The 19,874-nt window shown below is 72.0% G+C and carries 16 protein-coding genes; 11 read left to right on the top strand and 5 right to left on the bottom strand.

Annotation, left to right across the window (positions count from 1 at the left end; genetic code table 11):
* From ACH499_RS27975 to ACH499_RS27955, 5 genes are all read left to right on the top strand, one after another.
* Positions 1–467, top strand: a 467-nt coding sequence (locus ACH499_RS27975) for a DUF3459 domain-containing protein (protein WP_399019143.1), incomplete at its 5' end; no start/stop codon positions are given.
* A complete protein-coding gene (gene treS / locus ACH499_RS27970; RefSeq protein WP_356201556.1) occupies positions 464–2,164 on the top strand; it encodes a maltose alpha-D-glucosyltransferase in 1,701 nt (566 codons plus the stop codon). The genes ACH499_RS27975 and treS, both read left to right, overlap by 4 nt.
* An 89-nt stretch (positions 2,165–2,253) precedes the next feature.
* Positions 2,254–3,663 carry a phosphotransferase gene (locus ACH499_RS27965; protein ID WP_356201557.1) on the top strand — a complete coding sequence of 470 codons (1,410 nt, stop codon included), beginning with the start codon at positions 2,254–2,256 and terminating at the stop codon, positions 3,661–3,663.
* Positions 3,664–3,675: 12 nt separating this feature from the next.
* Positions 3,676–6,243: a 1,4-alpha-glucan branching enzyme gene (glgB, locus tag ACH499_RS27960; protein WP_399019140.1), complete on the top strand. Its 2,568-nt coding sequence runs from the start codon at positions 3,676–3,678 to the stop codon at positions 6,241–6,243.
* Between the two features lie 57 nt (positions 6,244–6,300).
* Positions 6,301–7,362: a hypothetical protein gene (locus ACH499_RS27955; protein WP_399019138.1), complete on the top strand. Its 1,062-nt coding sequence runs from the start codon at positions 6,301–6,303 to the stop codon at positions 7,360–7,362.
* A gap of 54 nt (positions 7,363–7,416) precedes the next feature.
* On the opposite strand, the gene ACH499_RS27950 is transcribed toward ACH499_RS27955, so the two are convergent.
* From ACH499_RS27950 to ACH499_RS27935, 4 genes are all read right to left on the bottom strand, one after another.
* Entirely contained in the window at positions 7,417–9,687 is a 2,271-nt protein-coding gene (locus ACH499_RS27950; RefSeq protein WP_399019136.1) for a HelD family protein, read from the bottom strand.
* A gap of 120 nt (positions 9,688–9,807) precedes the next feature.
* On the bottom strand, positions 9,808–10,122 hold the full coding sequence (locus ACH499_RS27945; RefSeq protein ID WP_356201851.1) for a thioredoxin domain-containing protein: 315 nt from the start codon (positions 10,120–10,122) through the stop codon (positions 9,808–9,810).
* A 14-nt stretch (positions 10,123–10,136) separates the two neighbouring features.
* Positions 10,137–10,565 (bottom strand): MerR family transcriptional regulator, encoded by a 429-nt coding sequence (locus ACH499_RS27940; protein ID WP_365594457.1) that lies wholly within the window; start codon positions 10,563–10,565, stop codon positions 10,137–10,139.
* A gap of 179 nt (positions 10,566–10,744) precedes the next feature.
* Entirely contained in the window at positions 10,745–12,139 is a 1,395-nt protein-coding gene (locus tag ACH499_RS27935; protein ID WP_399019134.1) for a cation:dicarboxylate symporter family transporter, read from the bottom strand.
* 155 nt (positions 12,140–12,294) lie between these two features.
* Here ACH499_RS27935 and ACH499_RS27930 point away from each other — a divergent pair, with 155 nt between their 5' ends.
* The 6 genes from ACH499_RS27930 to ACH499_RS27905 all read left to right on the top strand — a co-directional run bounded on the left by ACH499_RS27930 (position 12,295) and on the right by ACH499_RS27905 (position 18,790).
* Entirely contained in the window at positions 12,295–13,977 is a 1,683-nt protein-coding gene (locus ACH499_RS27930; RefSeq protein ID WP_356201569.1) for a sensor histidine kinase, read from the top strand.
* A complete protein-coding gene (locus tag ACH499_RS27925) occupies positions 13,974–14,672 on the top strand; it encodes a response regulator (RefSeq protein ID WP_399019132.1) in 699 nt (232 codons plus the stop codon). Before ACH499_RS27930 ends, ACH499_RS27925 begins: the two co-directional genes overlap by 4 nt.
* A 109-nt stretch (positions 14,673–14,781) precedes the next feature.
* Positions 14,782–16,152, top strand: a complete 1,371-nt coding sequence (locus ACH499_RS27920) for an extracellular solute-binding protein (RefSeq protein ID WP_399019130.1) — start codon at positions 14,782–14,784, stop codon at positions 16,150–16,152.
* On the top strand, positions 16,149–17,102 hold the full coding sequence (locus ACH499_RS27915) for a sugar ABC transporter permease (RefSeq protein WP_356201574.1): 954 nt from the start codon (positions 16,149–16,151) through the stop codon (positions 17,100–17,102). The genes ACH499_RS27920 and ACH499_RS27915 overlap by 4 nt, the downstream gene beginning before the upstream one ends.
* Before the next feature lie 5 nt (positions 17,103–17,107).
* Complete coding sequence (locus tag ACH499_RS27910; RefSeq protein WP_399019127.1) at positions 17,108–17,956, top strand: carbohydrate ABC transporter permease; 849 nt, start codon at positions 17,108–17,110, stop codon at positions 17,954–17,956.
* Between the two features lie 126 nt (positions 17,957–18,082).
* Positions 18,083–18,790 carry a helix-turn-helix domain-containing protein gene (locus tag ACH499_RS27905; protein ID WP_399019125.1) on the top strand — a complete coding sequence of 236 codons (708 nt, stop codon included), beginning with the start codon at positions 18,083–18,085 and terminating at the stop codon, positions 18,788–18,790.
* A 29-nt stretch (positions 18,791–18,819) separates the two neighbouring features.
* Here the strand turns inward: ACH499_RS27905 and ACH499_RS27900 are convergent, their stop codons facing one another.
* Complete coding sequence (locus ACH499_RS27900; protein WP_356201580.1) at positions 18,820–19,845, bottom strand: ATP-dependent 6-phosphofructokinase; 1,026 nt, start codon at positions 19,843–19,845, stop codon at positions 18,820–18,822.
* Between the last annotated feature and the right edge of the window lie 29 nt (positions 19,846–19,874).

Raw genomic sequence — 19,874 nt, 5'->3', positions numbered from 1 at the left:
CCCTGCGCGAAGGCTCCGAGGAATACCTCGACAGCGAGAAGTACCAGCTCAAACCCCGCGACTGGGCCGCCGCCGAACGCGAGGGCCGCACCATCGCCCCCCTCATCACCACCCTCAACACCGTCCGGCGGAAGAGCCCGGCCCTGCGCCGGCTCCGCGGTCTGCACTTCCACCACGCCGACAAGGACGAGGTGATCGTGTACTCGAAGCGGCACGGATCGAACACGGTTCTGGTGGTCGCCAACCTCGACCCCCACCACACCCAGGAGGCCACGGTCTCGTTGGACATGCCGCAACTCGGCCTGGAATGGCACGAGTCGGTGCCGGTGCGCGACGAGCTCACCGGCGAGACCTATCACTGGGGCAGGGCCAACTATGTGCGCCTGGAGCCGGGCCGTACGCCCGCGCACGTCTGCACGGTTCTGCGACCGTCCACCCCGCAGATCGGAGGGTCCCCCACCACATGATCGTCAACGAGCCCGTACCGGACACCTTCGAGGACACCCCGGCCAAGGACCGCGACCCGGACTGGTTCAAACGAGCCGTCTTCTACGAGGTCCTCGTCCGCTCCTTCCAGGACAGCAACGGCGACGGCGTCGGTGACCTCAAGGGCCTCACCGCCAAACTGGACTACCTGCAATGGCTGGGCGTCGACTGCCTCTGGCTGCCGCCCTTCTTCAAGTCACCGCTCAAGGACGGCGGTTACGACGTCTCCGACTACACCGCCGTGCTCCCCGAGTTCGGCGACCTGGCCGACTTCGTCGAGTTCGTGGACTCCGCCCACCAACGCGGCATGCGCGTGATCATCGACTTCGTCATGAACCACACCAGCGACCAGCACCCGTGGTTCCAGGAGTCCCGCAAGAACCCCGACGGGCCCTACGGGGACTACTACGTCTGGGCGGACGACGACAAGCAGTTCCAGGACGCGCGGATCATCTTCGTGGACACGGAGGCGTCGAACTGGACGTACGACCCGGTCCGCAAGCAGTACTACTGGCACCGCTTCTTCTCCCACCAGCCGGACCTCAACTACGAGAACCCGGCCGTGCAGGAGGAGATGCTGGCCGCGCTGAAGTTCTGGCTGGACCTCGGGATCGACGGGTTCCGGCTGGACGCGGTGCCGTACCTGTACCAGCAGGAGGGCACCAACTGCGAGAACCTGCCCGCCACGCACGCCTTCCTGAAGCGGGTGCGCAAGGAGATCGACGCGCAGTACCCGGACACGGTGCTGCTGGCCGAGGCCAACCAGTGGCCGGAGGACGTCGTCGACTACTTCGGCGACTACCCGAGCGGCGGCGACGAGTGCCACATGGCGTTCCACTTCCCGGTGATGCCGCGCATCTTCATGGCGGTCCGCAGGGAGTCGCGCTACCCGGTCTCGGAGATCCTCGCCAAGACCCCGGCGATCCCGTCGGGCTGCCAGTGGGGCATCTTCCTGCGCAACCACGACGAGCTGACCCTGGAGATGGTCACCGACGAGGAACGCGACTACATGTGGGCCGAGTACGCGAAGGACCCGCGGATGCGCGCCAACATCGGCATCCGGCGGCGCCTGGCCCCGCTCCTCGACAACGACCGCAACCAGATCGAGCTGTTCACCGCCCTGCTGCTGTCCCTGCCCGGCTCGCCGATCCTCTACTACGGCGACGAGATCGGCATGGGCGACAACATCTGGCTCGGCGACCGCGACGCGGTGCGCACGCCGATGCAGTGGACCCCGGACCGCAACGCCGGCTTCTCGTCGTCGGACCCGGGCCGACTGTATCTGCCGACCATCATGGACCCGGTCTACGGCTACCAGGTGACGAACGTCGAGGCGTCCATGGCCTCGCCGTCCTCGCTGCTGCACTGGACCCGCCGCATGATCGAGATCCGCAAGCAGAACGTGGCGTTCGGCCTGGGCTCGTACACCGAACTGCCCTCCACCAACCCCGCCGTGCTGGCCTTCCTGCGGGAGTACGAGGACGACCTGGTGCTGTGCGTCCACAACTTCTCCCGCTTCGCCCAGCCCACCGAGCTGGACCTGCGCGAGTTCGCGGGGCGCCACCCGGTCGAGCTGTTCGGCGGGGTCCGCTTCCCGGCGGTCGGGGAGCTGCCGTACCTGCTCACGCTGGCGGGGCACGGCTTCTACTGGTTCCGGCTCCGCGAGGACGCCGCTTAGGCCCAGGCCCCGGGCGGGGCGGTTTCCACCGTCCCGCCCGGGGCACGCATCAGTAACACCCCGACGACCCGGGGAAAGGACGCGACGCCATGTCGGAAGCCGTCATACGCACCGTCCCCAGCCCGCCCGGTCTCCTCGCCTCCCTCGACCCGCTGCTGCGGGAGTGGCTGCCGCGGCAGCGCTGGTTCGCGGGCAAGGGGCGTCCGGTCACCGGGTTCTCGCTGGTCGCGGCCACCGAGCTGCTGCCGGCCGATGCCCGTCTCGGCCTCCACCACCTGCTGGTGCGCGCCCATCAGCCGCTCGTGCACGCCCTGCGCTCCCCCGAGCGGCCCGGCGACTGCTACCAGCTCCTGATAGGCGTGCGCGAGGCGCTGCCGCCCCGGCTGGCGCCCGCGCTGATCGGACACGTCACCGAGGGCCCGCTCGCCGGACGCGCCGTCTACGACGCCCTGTACGACACCCGGCCCGCCGAGGTGCTCCTGGAGGCGCTGCGCTCCCGGGCCCGCGTCGGCGGGCTCCGCTTCGAGCACGACCCGCGCCAGGAGATCCGCACCGGGCTCGTGCCGCGCCTGATGACCGCCGAGCAGTCGAACTCGTCGGTCGTCTTCGGAGATACGTTCATCCTGAAGGTGCTGCGCCGGATCGTGCCCGGGGTCAACCCCGATCTGGAACTGCCGTTGGCGCTGGCCCGCGAGGGCTGCCCCCGGGTCCCGGCGCCGGCCGGGTGGATGGTGGCGGACCTCGCCGGGCAGAGCTGGGTGCTGGGCGTGCTCCAGCCCTTCGTGCAGGGCGCGGCCGACGGGTGGGAGCTGGCGCTGCGCGAACTGGCCAAGGGCGAGGACTTCGCCGCCGAGGCGCGGGCGCTCGGCCGGGCCACGGCCGAGGTGCACACCGCGCTGGCCCGCGCCCTGCCCACGGTCACGCTGGGTCACAGCCGGATGCGTCCGCTGATCGACGGCATGACCGCGCGGCTGGAGGAGGCGGTGCACGCGGTGCCGGCCCTGCTGCCGTACGCGCCCGGGCTGCGCACGGCCTTCACGGCTCTGGCCGACCTGGCCGACGAGGGCCGCACCTGGACCGCCCAGCGCGTCCACGGCGACCTGCACCTCGGGCAGTGCCTGCGCTCGCCCTCGGGGCAGTGGTCGCTGATCGACTTCGAGGGGGAGCCCTCGAAACCCCTGGCCGAGCGGCGGATGCCGCAGCCGGCGGTGCGGGACATCGCGGGGATGCTGCGCTCCTTCGACTACGCCGAGCACTCGGCGACCGCCCCGGCGCCGGGCTGGGCCGAGACCTGCCGGGCCGCGTACTGCACCGGGTACGCGGAGGTCGCCGGTGCCGATCCGCGCACGGATCCGGTGCTGCTGCGGGCCTACGAGACGGACAAGGCCGTCTACGAGGCCGTCTACGAGGCCCGGCACCGCCCCGACTGGCTCCCCGTACCGCTGTCCGCCGTGCGGCGCCTGGCCGCTCCCGACGCTTCCCGATCCCACTTCGCCTAGGAGGCTCCTCCCGTGACCCCCCGCCCCCCGTCCAGCGGTCCGGATCCGAAGAAGACGGCCGAGGAGGAGAGCGCCCCGAGGAAAGCGGTGAACGAGGCGGCCCCTGAGTCCGCCGGCACCGGGACAACGGTGTCCGGGAATGCCGCCAGGAAGAAGGCGGCGGCGAGGAAACCCGTGGCGAAGAAGGCGCCCGCGAAGAAGACCGCGGCCGACGGGACCGCGGCAAAGACGGCCGGGGGCGGGAAGGCCGCGGCGAAGACGGCCACCGCGAAGAAGGCGCCCGCGAAGAAGAGCGCGGGCGCGGCGAAGGCGGTGGCCGCGAAGGCGCCCGCGGGGAAGTCCCCGGCGGGGACGACCGCGACGGAGCAGGGCACCGCCCTCCGGGAGGCGCCCGTGGCGGCCGGGCTCGGCTTCGAGGACCGGGAGCGGCTGCTGGCCGGCACGCACCACGACCCGCACTCCGTGCTCGGCGCGCACCCGGTGCCCGGCGGGATCGCCGTCCGGGTGTTCCGTCCGCACGCGCTGGCCGTGACCGTACTCGCCGGTGAGCTGCGGGCCGAGCTGCGCCACGACGGCGACGGCTTCTTCTCGGGCCTGCTGCCCCTCGCCGAGGTCCCCGCCTACCGGCTGCTCGTGGCCTACGGGGGGACGTCCCTGGAGACCGAGGACCCGTACCGCTTCCTGCCCACGCTCGGCGACCTGGACCTGCACCTGATCGGCGAGGGCCGGCACGAACAGCTCTGGCAGGCGCTCGGCGCGCACCCGACGACCCACCAGGGGGTGCCCGGCACCCGCTTCGCCGTGTGGGCGCCGAACGCGCGCGGCGTCCGGGTGGCCGGCGGATTCAACTTCTGGGACGGCGCCGGACACCCGATGCGCTCGCTCGGCGCCACCGGTGTGTGGGAGGTGTTCCTGCCCGGCATCGGCGCGGGCGAGCTGTACAAGTTCGAGATCACCCGGCCCGACGGCTCGCGCACCTTCCGCGCCGACCCGCTGGCCCGCCGCACGGAGGTCCCGCCGGCGACCTCCTCCGTCGTGCACGCCTCGGACTACACCTGGGGCGACGACGAGTGGCTGGCCCGACGCGCCGACGTGCCCGCGCACGAGGCTCCCCTGTCGGTGTACGAGGTGCACCTGCCGTCCTGGCGGCCGGGACTGACCTACCGTCAGCTCGCCGATCAGCTCCCGGCCTATGTCAAGGACCTCGGATTCACGCACGTCGAGCTGATGCCGGTCGCCGAGCACCCCTTCGGCGGCTCCTGGGGCTACCAGGTCACCGGCTTCTACGCGCCCACGGCCCGGCTCGGCGAGCCGGACGACTTCAAGTACCTGGTGGACCGGCTGCACCAGGCCGGGATCGGCGTCCTGATGGACTGGGTGCCAGCGCACTTCCCGCGCGACGACTGGGCGCTGGCCGAGTTCGACGGGCGCCCGCTGTACGAGCACTCCGATCCGCTCAGGGCCGCGCACCCGGACTGGGGCACGCTCGAGTTCGACTTCGGACGCCGGGAGGTGCGCAACTTCCTGGTCGCCAACGCGGTGTACTGGTGCGAGGAGTTCCACATCGACGGGCTGCGCGTCGACGCGGTCGCCTCGATGCTGTACCTGGACTACTCGCGCGAGCCGGGCCGGTGGACGCCGAACGAGCACGGCGGCCGGGAGAACCTGGACGCGGTGGCGTTCCTCCAGGAGATGAACGCCACCGTGTACCGGCGGGTGCCGGGCGTGGTGACCGTCGCCGAGGAGTCCACGGCCTGGGACGGGGTCACGCGGGCCACCCACCACAAGGGGCCGAGCGGCTTCGGCGGGCTCGGTTTCGGGCTGAAGTGGAACATGGGCTGGATGCACGACTCGCTGGGGTACATGAGCCACGACCCGGTGCACCGCAAGTACCACCACCACGAGATGACCTTCTCGATGGTGTACGCCTACAGCGAGAACTACGTGCTGCCGATCTCCCACGACGAGGTGGTGCACGGCAAGAAGTCGCTGGTGTCCAAGATGCCGGGCGACTGGTGGCAGCAGCGCGCGAACGAACGGGCGTACCTGGGCTTCATGTGGGCCCACCCCGGCAAGCAACTGCTGTTCATGGGACAGGAGTTCGCGCAGGGCGCCGAGTGGTCCGAGGAGCGCGGCCCCGACTGGTGGCTGCTCGATCCGCAGTACGGGGCGGCGGCCGACCACCGGGGCGTGCTGGACCTGGTGCGCGATCTGAACACCGTGTACCGGGACACCCCGGCGCTGTGGCAGCGGGACACCCACCCCGCCGGTTTCGCCTGGGTCGTGGGGGACGCGGCCGAGGACGACGTCCTCGCGTTCCTGCGCTACGACGCGGACGGCGCCCCGCTGCTCTCGGTGTCGAACTTCGCGCCGGTGGTGCGCCCCGGCTACCGCCTCGGCGTCCCGGACGACGTCCCCGCCTGGCACGAGGTCCTCAACACCGACGCCACCCGCTACGGCGGCGGCGGAGTCACCGGTCCCGGCCCGGTGAAGCCGGAGCCGCACGGCTGCCACGGCCGCCCCGCGAGCATCCGGCTCACCCTGCCCCCGCTGGCCACGGTGTGGCTGCGGCCCGCCTGAGCGGCGGGCGCCGGGCGGGGCGGGCCCGTTGTCGGTGACGGGCGCTACCTTCGGCCCATGTCGATCACCGCACACCTGCGCGCCCGTGTCGAACTGCCGGGCGCACGCGCCCTCGTCGACGGCTCCGCCGGGGAGAGCCGCGGCGACGGCTCGCATCGCGTCCTGCTCCGCAACGGCCACGAGCTGGAGGTCCACGACCTGGCCGAGGTGCTCGCGGGGGAGCGCGCGCCCCTGGCCGTCTTCCCGCTGCCCTGGCCGGGCTGGGAGCACGGGGTGCACTCGGTGAGTCCCGACGGGACCTTCGCGGTGTTCTCGGGTCAGCGCGCGGTGCGGGCCGTGGGCGCGGGCGGCGAGACGCTGTGGGAGTACCGGCACGGCTGCTGGGGGCCGGAGACCGGCCATCCGCACTCGGGAGACGAACAGGAGGTGTGCCGCGGTCTGGAGCACGGCTCCTGCCGGGTCTCGGACGACGGCCGGCTGGTCTGGGCGCATGTCGTCGTCGAGCCCGGGGAGGACGCCTGGGAGGAGCGCTGGGTCGTGCTCGACGCCCGGGACGGCCGGGAGCTGGCCGCGCTGCCGCTGCCGGACAGCGCGGCCGCCGGATCCCGCCTCCTCTCGCACCCGGACGGCGTCCACATGGGTCTGTGCATCGGCATGGGCCAGGACGGTGTCCTGCTGCACTGGGCGCGCTGGGACGGCGAGCGCCTGACCGGCTGGGACCTGAACGAGACGATGGACCGCATCCTGGTGGACGTCCATCCGGCCCATCCGGGGTTCCTCACGGTCGAGCACTACGGCGCGGACCTGCGTCTGCACGCCCTGGACGGCGCGGTGCTGGCCGAGCGGGAGCCCGAGGCGGCCGGCGAGGAGGAGGACCCGCCCTGCTGGGACTGGACCTGCGGCTTCGTCGACGCCGACACGGTCATCGCCTCGACGGCCGACGCCGACGGCGAGGGGGTGCGGCACTGGCTGCTGCACGCCCGCACGCTGGAGGTCCGCGGTCAGGTCGGGTATCCCGCGGGCCCCGTCGGCGCCTCGGTGCGCCCGCTCGGTGACGGCACCTGGCTCACCTGCGATCCCGACGGCCGGCGCCTGCGCCGCTGGAGCGAACGCCCCTGACGGTCGCCCCGTCGCGGCCGGCCCGGGGTCCGGCCGGCCGCCGCGGGGCGTGGGTCACCCGGCCGCCTCGGCCAGCCCCCCGGGCAGTTCCCCGGTGTGCAGGACGCCGAGGCGCTGGGTGGCGCGGGTCAGTGCCACGTACAGGTCGCTGGTGCCGTAGCGGCCGGGCTCGACGACCAGCACGGAGTCGAATTCGAGGCCCTTGGACTGGCGGGGGTCGAGCAGGACGACGGACCGCGTCAGGTCCGGTTCGGAGCCCGCCGTCACGCCGTCCAGGCGCGCCGCGAGCGCCCGGTGCAGTTCGCGCGGGGCGATGACCGCGAGGCGGCCCTCCTTCGGGGTCAGTTCCCGGGCGGCCTCGGCGACCGCGGCCGGCAGGTCGCCGGTGGCGCGGATCCAGGGCCGTACGCCCGTCGAGCGCACCGAGCTGGGCGGGTCGAACTCCGGGTCCTCGGCCCGCACCACGGCCGCCGCCAGCTCCATGATCTCGGCCGGCGTGCGGTAGTTGACGCCGAGCCGGGTGTGCTCCCAGCGGTCCTCGACATAGGGGGTGAGGATCTTGGACCAGGAGCCGACGCCGGCCGCCTCAGCGGTCTGCGCGGGGTCGCCGACCAGGGTCATCGAGCGGGTCGGGCAGCGGCGCATCAGCAGCCGCCACGCCATCGGGGACAGCTCCTGCGCCTCGTCGACGATGATGTGCCCGAAGGCCCAGGTGCGGTCGGCCGCGGCACGCTCGGCGGCGCTGCGGTGGTCGTCCTCCTCCTGGCGCTGCGCGAAGCGCTCGGCGTCGATGATGTCGTGCGCCAGCAGGACCTCGGCCTCCTCCTCGTCCTTGTCCTCGAACTCGTACGTCCGCGAGGCGTACGACACGTCCAGTACGCCCTGCGCGTACGCGATCTGCTCCTGGCGCTCGCGTTCGGCGCGGGAGCGGGCGATCCGGTCGTCCACGCCGAGCAGTTCGGCGGCCTCGTCCAGCAGGGGCACGTCCGCGACGGTCCAGTGCCGGGTGACCGGGCGGCGCACGGCGGCGGCGTCCTCGGCGGTGAGGTGGTCCTCCGGCGCGGCGAGGAAGTCGGCGACGAGGCGCTGCGGGGTCAGCCGGGGCCAGAGCCGGTCGATCGCCGACCAGACCTCGGGATTCTCGGCGAGTTCGTCGCGGATCTGGGTGATGTCGCTGGGGTCGAGGAGGTTGCTGCCGTCGTAGGGGTCGGTGCCGATGCGTTCGGCGACCATGTCGGTGAGGGCGTTGAGGATGTGGCCCTCGAAGTGCTCGCGGGCCACGTTGTGCGGCAGCTTCGCGGCGCGGGTGCGCTCCCGGGCGACGTTCACCAGGCCGTCGTCGAGCATCAGGACCTCGCGGTCGTGCTCGATGGCGATGACCGGGTCGGGCAGCGCCTGCCGGTCGCGGACCACCTCGGCGAGGACGTCGGCCATGTCGGCCCGGCCCTTCACGGCGGCCGCCTCGGGGGTGTCCGCGGCGGTGGCCTTCACACCGGGGAACAGCTCGCCGACCGTGGCGAGGAGCACGCCGGTCTCGCCGAGGGAGGGCAGCACCTCGCCGATGTAGCCGAGGAAGGCGGGGTTGGGGCCGACGATGAGGACGGCGCGCTTGGCGAGCAGTTCGCGGTGCTCGTACAGCAGGTAGGCGGCGCGGTGCAGGGCGACGGCGGTCTTGCCGGTGCCGGGGCCGCCCTCGACGACCAGCACGCCGCGGTGCGGGGCGCGGATGATGCGGTCCTGGTCGGCCTGGATGGTCTGCACGATGTCGCCCATGCGGCCGGTGCGCGCGGAGTTCAGCGCGGCGAGCAGCACGGCGTCGCCCGAGGGGTCCTCGTGGCCGGTGCGCCGCTCGTCGCCGAGGTCGAGGATCTCGTCGTGCAGGGCGGTCACCCGGCGGCCCTCGCTGGTGATGTGCCGGCGGCGGCGCAGGCCCATCGGGGTGTGGCCGGTGGCCAGGTAGAAGGGGCGGGCGACGTCGGCCCGCCAGTCGATCAGGACCGGGGTGCGCTCGGCGTCGTCGGCGCGCAGGCCGATGCGGCCGATGTGGTGGCCCTCCCCGGAGGCGAGGTCGATGCGGCCGAAGCACAGGGAGCCGTCCACCGCGTTGAGCGCGGCGAGCAGTCCGGATCGCTCGGCGACGAGGATGTCCCGCTCCAGCCTGGCCTGCATGGGGGTGTTGCCCTGCGCGAGCGCGTCCGTGACCGAGACCTCGGTGTCGCCGCGCAGCGCGTCCACACGCGCGTACAGCCCGTCGATGAATTCCTGTTCCCGCCGCAATTCATCGTCCGGAAATTCGGTGTTTGACAATGCCACTCCCGCCCGCATATACTGTGCGTAATGAACTTCTTCGTGACACCTTTTTCCTGAAGTCACGAATCATCGAATATACGCAAAGAAATCCCCCGAGCGCAATTGCTCGGGGGATTTTTCCGTGTCCGGCGGGTGTCAGAGGACGTCCGACAGCTCTTCCAGCAGCCGCCGCTTGGGCCGCGCGCCCACCATCGCCTTCACCGGCTCGCCGTCACGGAACACCATGAAGGTCGGCATCGACAGCACCTTGTAGGCGTTGGTGGTCTCCGGATTCGTGTCGACGTCGAGCTGCACCACCCTCAGCCGGTCCCCCTCCTCCGCGGCCAGGGCGCTGAGCACCGGGGCCATCTGCCGGCACGGCGGGCACCAGTCCGCGGTGAACTCCACCAGCACCGGCATCCGTGCCCCGATGACCTCCCGCGCGAAACTCGCGTCGGTCACCTCGGCCACACCGTCCGCTCTGCTCACAGTCCTCGCCCTCCCAGTTCGCACCCGGGCTCCGGACCCCCCGGAACCAGCGACTCGGCGGCCAGCTCGGCGGTGGCCCGCTCGGCCCGCGCGAGCTGGGCCGCCACCGTCGAGCGCACGTCCCGCAGCTCGTCGATCAGCGCGTCCAGCTCCGCGAGCTTGCGGCGGTAGACCGCGAGAGACGCCGGGCACGTGTCGCCCTCCGGGTGACCGGCCCGCAGACACTCCACGAAGGGGCGGGTCTCCTCCAGGTCGAACCCGAAGTCGCGCAGCGTCCTGATCTGCTCCAGCAGCTTGACGTCGTGCTCGTCGTAGGTCCGGTGCCCGTGGGCGTCCCGCCGTGCGGGCAGCAGGCCCCGCGTCTCGTAGTACCGCAGCGTCCGCGTCGTGGTCCCGGCGCGTGCGGCCAGCTCGCCGATTCGCATGCGGACGAACGTAAGCCTTGACGCGGGCGTCAGGGCAAGCACGCCGGCCGGACGCGGTGTCCCGTCCGGCCGGCCGCCGGTCCGCCGTCCGGCACCGCACACGGAAAGGACCGGGCGGCCAGGTCCACGGGGGGAGTGGTGACCTGACCGCCCGGAGTGCGGTGGCGGGCGCCGGCGACTCAGGCCTTGGCCAGCTCCTTCTCGCCGCCCTGCTCCGGCAGTCCGGCGGCGGCCTCGTCCTCCCCGCCGGTGCTGTGGTCGTCCAGCAGCGTCTTCTCGTCGAAGGGCAGCGCCCCAGCGAGCACCTGGCCGACCCGCTCCTTGTCGATCTCCTTGGTCCAGGTGCCGACCAGCACCGTGGCGACCGCGTTGCCCGCGAAGTTGGTCAGCGCGCGGGCCTCGCTCATGAAGCGGTCGATGCCGACGATGAGGCCGATGCCGTCCACCAGGGCGGGCTTGTGCGACTGGAGGCCGCCGGCCAGGGTCGCGAGGCCCGCGCCGGTGACACCGGCGGCGCCCTTGGAGGCGACCAGCAGGAAGAGCAGCAGCGGGATCTGCTCGCCGACGGACATCGGCGTGCCCATGGCGTCGGCGATGAACAGCGAGGCCATGGTCATGTAGATCATGGTGCCGTCGAGGTTGAAGGAGTAGCCGGTGGGGACGGTGATGCCGACCACGGGCTTGCTGACGCCCAGGTGCTCCATCTTGGCGATCAGCCGCGGAAGCGCCGACTCGGAGGAGGAGGTGGACAGGATCAGCAGGAACTCCCGGCCCAGGTACCGGAACAGCGCCCAGATGTTCAGGCCGGCGACGATCCGCAGCAGCGCGCCGAGGACCAGGAAGACGAAGAGCACACAGGTGATGTAGAAGCCGAGCATCAGGACGGCGAGGCTCTTGAGGGCGTCCAGGCCGGCGGAGCCGGTGACCGCGGCCATGGCGCCGAACGCGCCGACCGGGGCGGCCCACATGATCATCGCCAGGACCCGGAAGACCAGGCGCTGGATGTGCTCGATGCCCCGCAGGACCGGCTGTCCGGCGTTGCCCATGGCCTGGAGCGCGAAGCCGCACAGCAGCGCGATCAGCAGCGTCTGGAGGACCTCGCCCTGGGTGAAGGCGGACACGATCGTGGTCGGGATGATCCCGAGCAGGAACTCGGTGGTGTCCTTCGCCTCCGAGTCGATCTGCGCGTGGCCGGTCTCCTTGACCGCGTCGGTGATCGCCAGTCCGGTGCCCGGCTCCAGGATGTTGCCGACGACCAGGCCGATGGCGAGCGCCACCAGCGACATGATCAGGAAGTAGACCATGGCGATGCCGCCGACCGCGCCGACCTTGGCGGCCTTGCGCACGGAGCCGATGCCCAGCACGATCGTGCAGAAGATGATCGGCGAGATCATCATCTTGATCAGGTTGACGAAGCCCGTGCCGATCGGCTTCAGCTCCACCGCGAAGTCGGGGGCGACCAGCCCGACGGTGATGCCGAGGGCCACCGCGACGATCACCGCGATGTAGAGATAGTGCGTGCGGTCCCGCTTGGCTCTGGGTGCGGCAGGTGCCGTAGCGGCTGTGCTGGTCACGGCGCGGCCCTCCTTGACGACGTCGTCGGCATCACCGGCGTGCGGCTCACGTCCGGGCGGTTCGGTTGGGGATGCGGCGACTATCTCCCTTCCTGTGAGCGCGGTCACCCTTGCGTTCATTTAGTTCACAATCAGCCACGCGAGAGACTGGCGGCATGCGTCTGAGCGTCCCCCGTCCCCGCAGCCTGGCCGGCCAGCTCTTCGCGATGCAGGCCGTGCTGATAGCGGTCGTCGTCGCCGGCTACGCGCTGTTCACCTACCTCGGCGACCGGGGGCAGGCCCAGGAGGCGGCAGGGCGTCAGGCCAGGTCGGTGGCGGTGTCGATAGCCGACTCGCCCTCCGTGCTGGAGGCCGTCCGCACTCCCGACCCGACGGCGCGGCTCCAGCCGTACGCGGTGCGGGTCATGCGGGACACCGACGTCGCCTTCGTGACGATCATGGATCCGCGGGGCATCCGCTGGACCCACCCCGACCCGCAACAGATCGGCCACCCCTTCCGCGGCCACATCGAGCGCGCCCAGCGGGGCGAGACCTTCACGGAGACCTACACGGGCACCCTCGGCCCGTCGGTCCGGGCGGTCGCCCCCGTGCGGGACGGCGGACGCGTCGTGGGCCTGGTCAGCGCCGGCATCAAGGTCGAGGAGATCAGCAAGCGGGTGCAGGACCAGCTCACGGCCCTGCTCGCGGTGGCGGCCGGGGCCCTGCTGCTCGGCGCGGTCGGCACGTACGTGATCAACGCGCGGCTGCGCCGGCACACGCACGGCATGAACGCGGACGAGCTGAGCCGGATGCACGACTACCATCAGGCGGCGCTGCACGCGGTACGGGAGGGGCTGCTGATGCTGGACTGGCAGTACCGTGTCGCGCTGATCAACGACGGCGGACGGGAGCTGCTCGGCGTGGCCGGTGACGTGGTCGGCACCTCGGTCGCGGACCTGGGGCTGCCGGCGCAGCTCACGGGGGCGCTGCTGGCGTCCGAGCCGCGGGTGGACGAGGTGCACCTGACGGCGGAGCGGGTGCTGGTGGTGAACACCTCGCCGGTCTCGGGCGGTCAGCGCCGGGGCACGGTGGTGACCCTGCGGGACGTGACCGAGCTCCAGTCGCTGATGGGCGAGCTGGACTCCGAGCGGGGCTTCACCCAGGCGCTGCGGTCGCAGGCGCACGAGGCCGCCAACCGGTTGCACACGGTCGTCTCGCTGATCGAGCTGGGGCGCGCCGAGGAGGCGGTGGACTTCGCCACGGCCGAGCTGGAGCTGGCCCAGGCGCTCACCGACCAGGTGGTGGCGGCGGTGAGCGAGCCGGTGCTGGCCGCGCTGCTGCTGGGCAAGACGGCGCAGGCGAACGAGCGGGGGGTGGAGCTGGTGGTCTCGCAGGACAGCCGGCTGGACGACGGGCTGCTGCCGGCGTCCCTGCCCGCGCGGGACCTGGTGACCATCCTCGGCAACCTGATCGACAACGCGGTGGACGCGGCGCAGGGCTCGGTGCCGTCCCGGGTGACGGTGGCGGCGCACACCGACGCGGCCGGGCCCGGCTCGGAGCTGGTGATGCGGGTGTCGGACACCGGCGCGGGCGTGGACCCCGCCCAGGCCGGCCGGCTCTTCCAGCGGGGGTTCACGACGAAGCCGGCCGCCGGACCGGGCGGCCGGGGCCTCGGCCTGGCGTTGGTGCGGCAGGCGGTGCACCGGCACGGCGGCACCCTGGCGGTGACGGACGCCGAGGGCGGCGGCGCCCGCTTCGAGGTCCGCCTCCCCCTCGGCCCCGCGGGCGGGCCCGACGTCCCCGGCCCGCACTCCCGCACCGGCGCACCGGCCGCCCCCGCCCCCGGAGCCGGCGCATGACCGGGACGCAGCCCATCCGGGTCCTCGTCGTCGAGGACGACCCCGTCGCCGCCGACGCGCACGTGCTGTACGTCGGCCGGGTGCCGGGGTTCACGGCCGTGGGGAAGGCGCACACCGGCGCCGAGGCGCGGCGCGTGCTGGACCGTACGCCCGTCGACCTGCTGCTGCTCGACCTGCACCTGCCGGACGTGCACGGGCTCCAGCTCGCGCGCTCGCTGCGTGCCGCCGGGCATCACGCCGACGTGATAGCGGTGACGTCGGCCCGGGACCTGGCGGTCGTGCGGGAGGGGGTGTCGCTGGGCGTCGTCCAGTACGTGCTGAAGCCGTTCACCTTCGCCACGCTGCGGGACCGGCTGGTGCGGTACGCCGAGTTCCGGGGCGCCGCCGGGGAGGCGAGCGGCCAGGAGGAGGTCGACCGGGCGCTGGCCGCCCTGCGGGCGCCCGGCCCCGCCGCGCTGCCCAAGGGCCTGAGCGCGCCCACGCTGGACCGGGTGACGGGCGCGCTGCGGGAGGCGCGGGACGGTCTCACCGCGGCCGGGGTCGCCGAGGCCGTGGGCATCTCGCGGATCACGGCCCGCCGCTACCTGGAGCACCTGGTCGACGCGGGCCGGGCACGGCGCAGTCCTCTCTACGGACAGGTGGGGCGGCCGGAGCTCGTCTACCGCTGGCTCAGCGCCACCGAACGCCGCGGATGAACACAGGCAATCCACGGCACACTCATTGACCTGACAGGACCGCCCCTCTTACGTTCGCCGAGCAGCCGTCCCGGCCACAGCGTCGTGCGCCCGTAGGAGGTCGTTGCCCGTGCGTCCATTCGTCCGGTTAGCCTCTCTCGTCACCCTGACCGCGCTCGTCTCCACCGCGCTCACCGCCTGTTCGGGCGGATCCGGCAGCGACCCGGACACGGTGAAGGTCTCCTTCAAGCAGTCGACGGACAACTCCGTCAAGGTCATGGACACCTATCTCGACGGCATCAAGAAGGAGTTCGAGAAGGCCCATCCGGGCAAGAAGGTCGAGCTGGTCCCGATCAAGGCGCCGGACTCGGAGTACTACACCAAGCTCCAGCAGATGCTGCGCTCCCCCAAGACCGCGCCGGACCTGGTCTACGAGGACACCTTCCTCATCAACTCCGACATCGCCAGCGGATATCTGAAGCCCCTCGACCCGTATCTCGCGAAATGGCGGGACTGGGAGAACTTCATCGACACCGCGAAGGCGGCGGCCAAGGGGGAGGACGGCAGGACGTACGGCGTCCCGGACGGCACCGACACCCGCGGACTGTGGTTCAGCAAGGACGTCTTCGCCAGGGCCGGACTGCCCGCCGACTGGCAGCCGAGGACCTGGGACGACGTGCTGTCCGCGGCCCGCACCATCAAGGAGAAGGTCCCCGGCGTCACGCCGCTCAACGTGTACACGGGCAAGCCGGCCGGCGAGGCCGCCACCATGCAGGGCTTCCAGATGCTGCTGTACGGCACGGGCGACGGCACCGCGGACCCGTTGTACGACAAGGCGAGCAAGAAGTGGATCACCGCGGGGAAGGGCTTCGAGGACGCCCTCGGCTTCGTCGAGACGGTCTACCGGGAGAAGCTCGGCCCGGAGGTGTCCGACGCCCTCGACCCCAACTTCGCCACCGCCGTCCGCGGTGAGCTCCTGCCGCGGGGCAGGCTCGGCATCGCGCTGGACGGCTCCTGGCTGCCGCAGGACTGGCTGGAGGGCAGCGGGCACGAGTGGCCCGAGTGGTCGAAGGAGCTGGGGCTCGCGGCCATGCCGACCCAGCACGGCCAGGCGCCCGGCAAGGTGAGCATGTCCGGCGGCTGGACCTGGGCGATCCCCGCCAAGGCGGCCAACCCGGACCTGGCCTTCGAGTTCATCAAGACGATGCAGACCAAGGCGAACGCCCAGAAGTGGTACGTCGCCAACTCCGGCATCGCCGTGCGCGAGGACGTCGCGGCCGATCCCGCCTACGTGCGGGCGCAGCCCGGGCTGGCCTTCTTCACCGGTCTGGTCGCCCACACCCACTACCGGCCCGCCTACCCGGCGTACCCGAAGGTCTCCGTCGCCATCCAGGAGGCCATGGAGGGCGTGACGACCGGGGACATGTCCGTCGAGGAGGCGGCGCGCGGTTACGACGAGGCGCTGAAGGAGGCCACCGACGGCCAGGTGATCGGCGAGTGACCGCGGCCACGCCGCCGCACACGGGACCGGAGGTCCGCAAGGTGCCGCCGGGCCGGACCGGCGCGGGCCCGGCCCGGCGGCGCTCCGGCTCCGCGCGCCGGCGGCCGGGACGTCTGCTGCCCCTGGCGCCCGCCGTCGTGCTGCTGCTGCTCTTCCTCGCCGGACCGATCGCCTACTGCGTCGTCATCGCCTTCACCGACCTCCAGTTGACCGGTCAGGCCGAGGAGTCGTTCGTCGGGTTCGACAACTTCCGGCGGGCCTTCGGGGACGACGCGTTCCTCAACGCCGTGTGGCTGACGCTGGTGTTCACGGTGCTGTCGTCGCTGATCGGGCAGAACACCCTGGGGCTCGCGCTGGCCTCGCTGATGCGGCGGGCCTCCAAGCCGGTGCGCACGCTCACCGGCGGCATCGTCGTCACGGCGTGGGTGCTGCCGGAGGTGGTGGCGGGGTTCCTGCTGTACGCCTTCTTCCGCCGCGAGGGCACCCTCAACGCCGTCCTGGACTGGCTGCACCTGCCGTCCCAGAACTGGCTGTTCACGCTGCCGATCCTGGCGGTGTCCTTCGCCAACGTGTGGCGGGGCACGGCGTTCTCGATGCTGGTGTACTCCGCGGCCCTGGCCGAGATCCCGAAGGAGATCACCGAGGCCGCCGAGGTCGACGGCGCGAACGGCTGGCGCCGCATGTGGCACATCACGCTGCCGATGATCCGCCGTTCCATCGGCACCAATCTGATGCTCAACACCCTCCAGACGCTCTCGGTGTTCGGCCTGATCTGGGTGATGACGCGGGGCGGCCCGAGCGGCAGGAGCCAGACGCTGCCGCTGTTCATGTACGAGCAGGCCTTCCAGAACAGCCTGATCGGCTACGGAACGGCGGTGGCGCTGCTGCTGTTGCTGATCGGCTCGCTGTTCTCGGTCGTGTACCTGCGCCTGCTGCGGACGGAGGTCTGAGCGCCATGGCCGTGACGACACGCACGCCCGCCTCCCGCCGCACCAGGCGACGGCTGGCCGCCGACGCCGGGCTGCTGACGGCCGCCGCCGCGTTCGTGCTGCCGCTGGCCTGGGTGGTGCTCTCCGCGGTGGACCCGCACGCGGGCCTGCGGGTGAAGGTTCCCGACGGGGTCACGTGGGACAACTTCGACGCGATCCTCACCGACGACATCACGTTCACCCCGCTGCTGAACAGCCTGGTGCTGTGCGGCGGCGCGACCGCCCTGACGGTGGTGTGCGCGGTACTCGCGGCGTATCCGCTCTCCCGCTTCCGGTCGCGGCTGAACCGGCCGTTCCTGCTGACCGTCCTGTTCGCGACCAGCCTGCCGATCACGGCGATCATGGTGCCGGTCTACGCCCTGTTCGTGCGGGTGAACCTGATCGACTCGCTGGAGGGCACGGTGTTCTTCTTCGCCGCCTCCCAGCTCCCCTTCGCCATCTGGCTGATGAAGAACTTCATGGACGGGGTGCCGAAGGAGCTGGAGGAGGCGGCGTGGACGGACGGGGCGTCCTCGTTCCAGTCGCTGCTGCGGATCGTGCTGCCGCTGATGGGACCGGGGGTGGCGGTGGTGACGGTGTTCTCGTTCGTGATGATGTGGGGGAACTTCTTCGTCCCCTTCATGCTGCTGCTCTCCCCGGACCGGATGCCCGCCTCGGTGAGCATCAACGACTTCTTCGGCAACCGGGGCATGGTGGCGTACGGACAGCTCGCGGCGTTCTCGATCGTCTACTCGACGCCGGTGATCCTGCTGTACGTGCTGATCTCCCGGCGGCTCGGCGGCGGCTTCGCGCTCGGCGGGGCGGTCAAGGGGTGAGGAGGCGTGCGATGCGACCACGGAGGTTTGGGAGGACGGTGCCCGGGCACCGTAGGTTCGTACAATCCGTATCGCTGGCCGAACAGCCCGTAGTCAGGGCCCCGCGGTACCCCTACGGTGTGCCCCGTGCGCCGACCCTCACCTCACCCGAACCAGCCCGGTCCCCCGTTCAACGCCCTCGCCGCCCGGCGGCTGCGGGCCGCCCTCGGCATGGGCCCCGAGCACGTCGCCCACGGGATGCGGGTGTCGTACGGGCTGCCCCACGTCACCCCGGACCTCGTCGTCGCGTGGGAGCGGGGGCTCGCCGCGCCCGGCAACCCCGAACTCACGGCCCTCGCCGGGGTGCTGTGGTGCTCGCCCGGTGAGCTGATCGGCCGCCCGCAGACGCTGCGCGAGCACCGCATCGCCCGCGGCCTGGCGCCCGAGGACGTGGCGCGTGCCGTCGGGATCGCGCTGCCGGCCTATCTGCGGATGGAGGAGAAGGACGGCTGGCGCGGCACGGACCGTCAGTCGGCCGCGCTCGCCGACGTGCTCGGCCTCGACCTGCCCGACTTCGTCGCCGTCACGGGCCGCGACGAGCAGCTCGCCGACCTGCTGCGCAGCGCCGTGAGCACCCGCTGGCAGGGCTATGTCCGCCCGGTCGCCAAGATCGCCCCGCTGGACCGGCGGGTGCTGGAGAACGTCCTGCAGGCGATGCACCAGGACTACCAGGGGCACATGGCCGCCACCCTGAGCTGGGGCGGCGGCAGCGCGGACTCGAGCACGGCGGGACGTGACTTCCTCGACCGGATCGTGGAGCACTTCTGGACGGCGGTGCGCACCCGCACCGAGTGAGCGCGGCGCGCCGCGCGGACGGCTCCGGCTCAGAAGACCGACTCGGCCTCGTCCATCCGGTCCTTCGGGACCGTCTTCAGCTCGGTCACGGCCTCCGCCAGCGGCACCATGACGACGTCGGTGCCGCGCAGCGCGGTCATCCGGCCGAACTCGCCCCGGTGCGCGGCCTCGACCGCGTGCCAGCCGAACCGGGTGGCGAGCACCCTGTCGTACGCGGTGGGCGTGCCGCCGCGCTGCACGTGGCCGAGGATGACCGGCTTGGCCTCCTTGCCGAGCCTGCGCTCCAGCTCGTACGCCAGGGCCGTGCCGATGCCCTGGAAGCGCTCGTGGCCGAACTTGTCGATCTCGCCCTTGCCGTAGTCCATGGAGCCCTCGACGGGGTGCGCGCCCTCGGCGACGCAGACGACGGCGAACTTCTTGCCGCGGGAGAAGCGCTCCTCGACCATCTTGACCAGGTCGGCGGGGTCGAACGGGCGCTCGGGCAGGCAGATGCCGTGGGCACCGGCGGCCATGCCGGACTCGAGGGCGATCCAGCCGGCGTGCCGGCCCATGACCTCGACGACCATCACGCGCTGGTGGGACTCGGCGGTGGTCTTCAGGCGGTCCATCGCCTCCGTGGCCACGCCGACCGCCGTGTCGAAGCCGAAGGTGCGGTCGGTGGAGGAGATGTCGTTGTCGATCGTCTTGGGCACGCCGACCACCGGCAGGCCCGCGTCGGACAGCATCCGGGCCGCCGTCAGGGTGCCCTCGCCGCCGATCGGGATGAGCGCGTCGATGCCGAAGCTCTGGATCATGTCGCCCGCGTTCTCGCAGGCCTCGCGGAGCCGGTCGCGCTCCAGCCGGGAGGAGCCGAGGATGGTGCCGCCGCGGGCCAGGATGCCGCTGACCGCGTTCAGGTCGAGGGAGCGGTAGCGGCCGTCCAGCAGGCCGGCGTAGCCGTCCTCGAAGCCGATGACCTCGTCGCCGTAGTTGTCGACCGCGCGGTGCACGACCGACCGGATCACTGCGTTCAGGCCGGGGCAGTCGCCGCCTGCGGTGAGAACTCCGATACGCATCGTGCTGTGTCTCCTGCTCGCTGTTGACA

It is taken from the genome of Streptomyces sp. NPDC018947 (assembly GCF_044390505.1).
In the GTDB taxonomy this organism is placed as follows: domain Bacteria; phylum Actinomycetota; class Actinomycetes; order Streptomycetales; family Streptomycetaceae; genus Streptomyces.
This window is presented reverse-complemented; position numbering and strand designations above follow the sequence as displayed.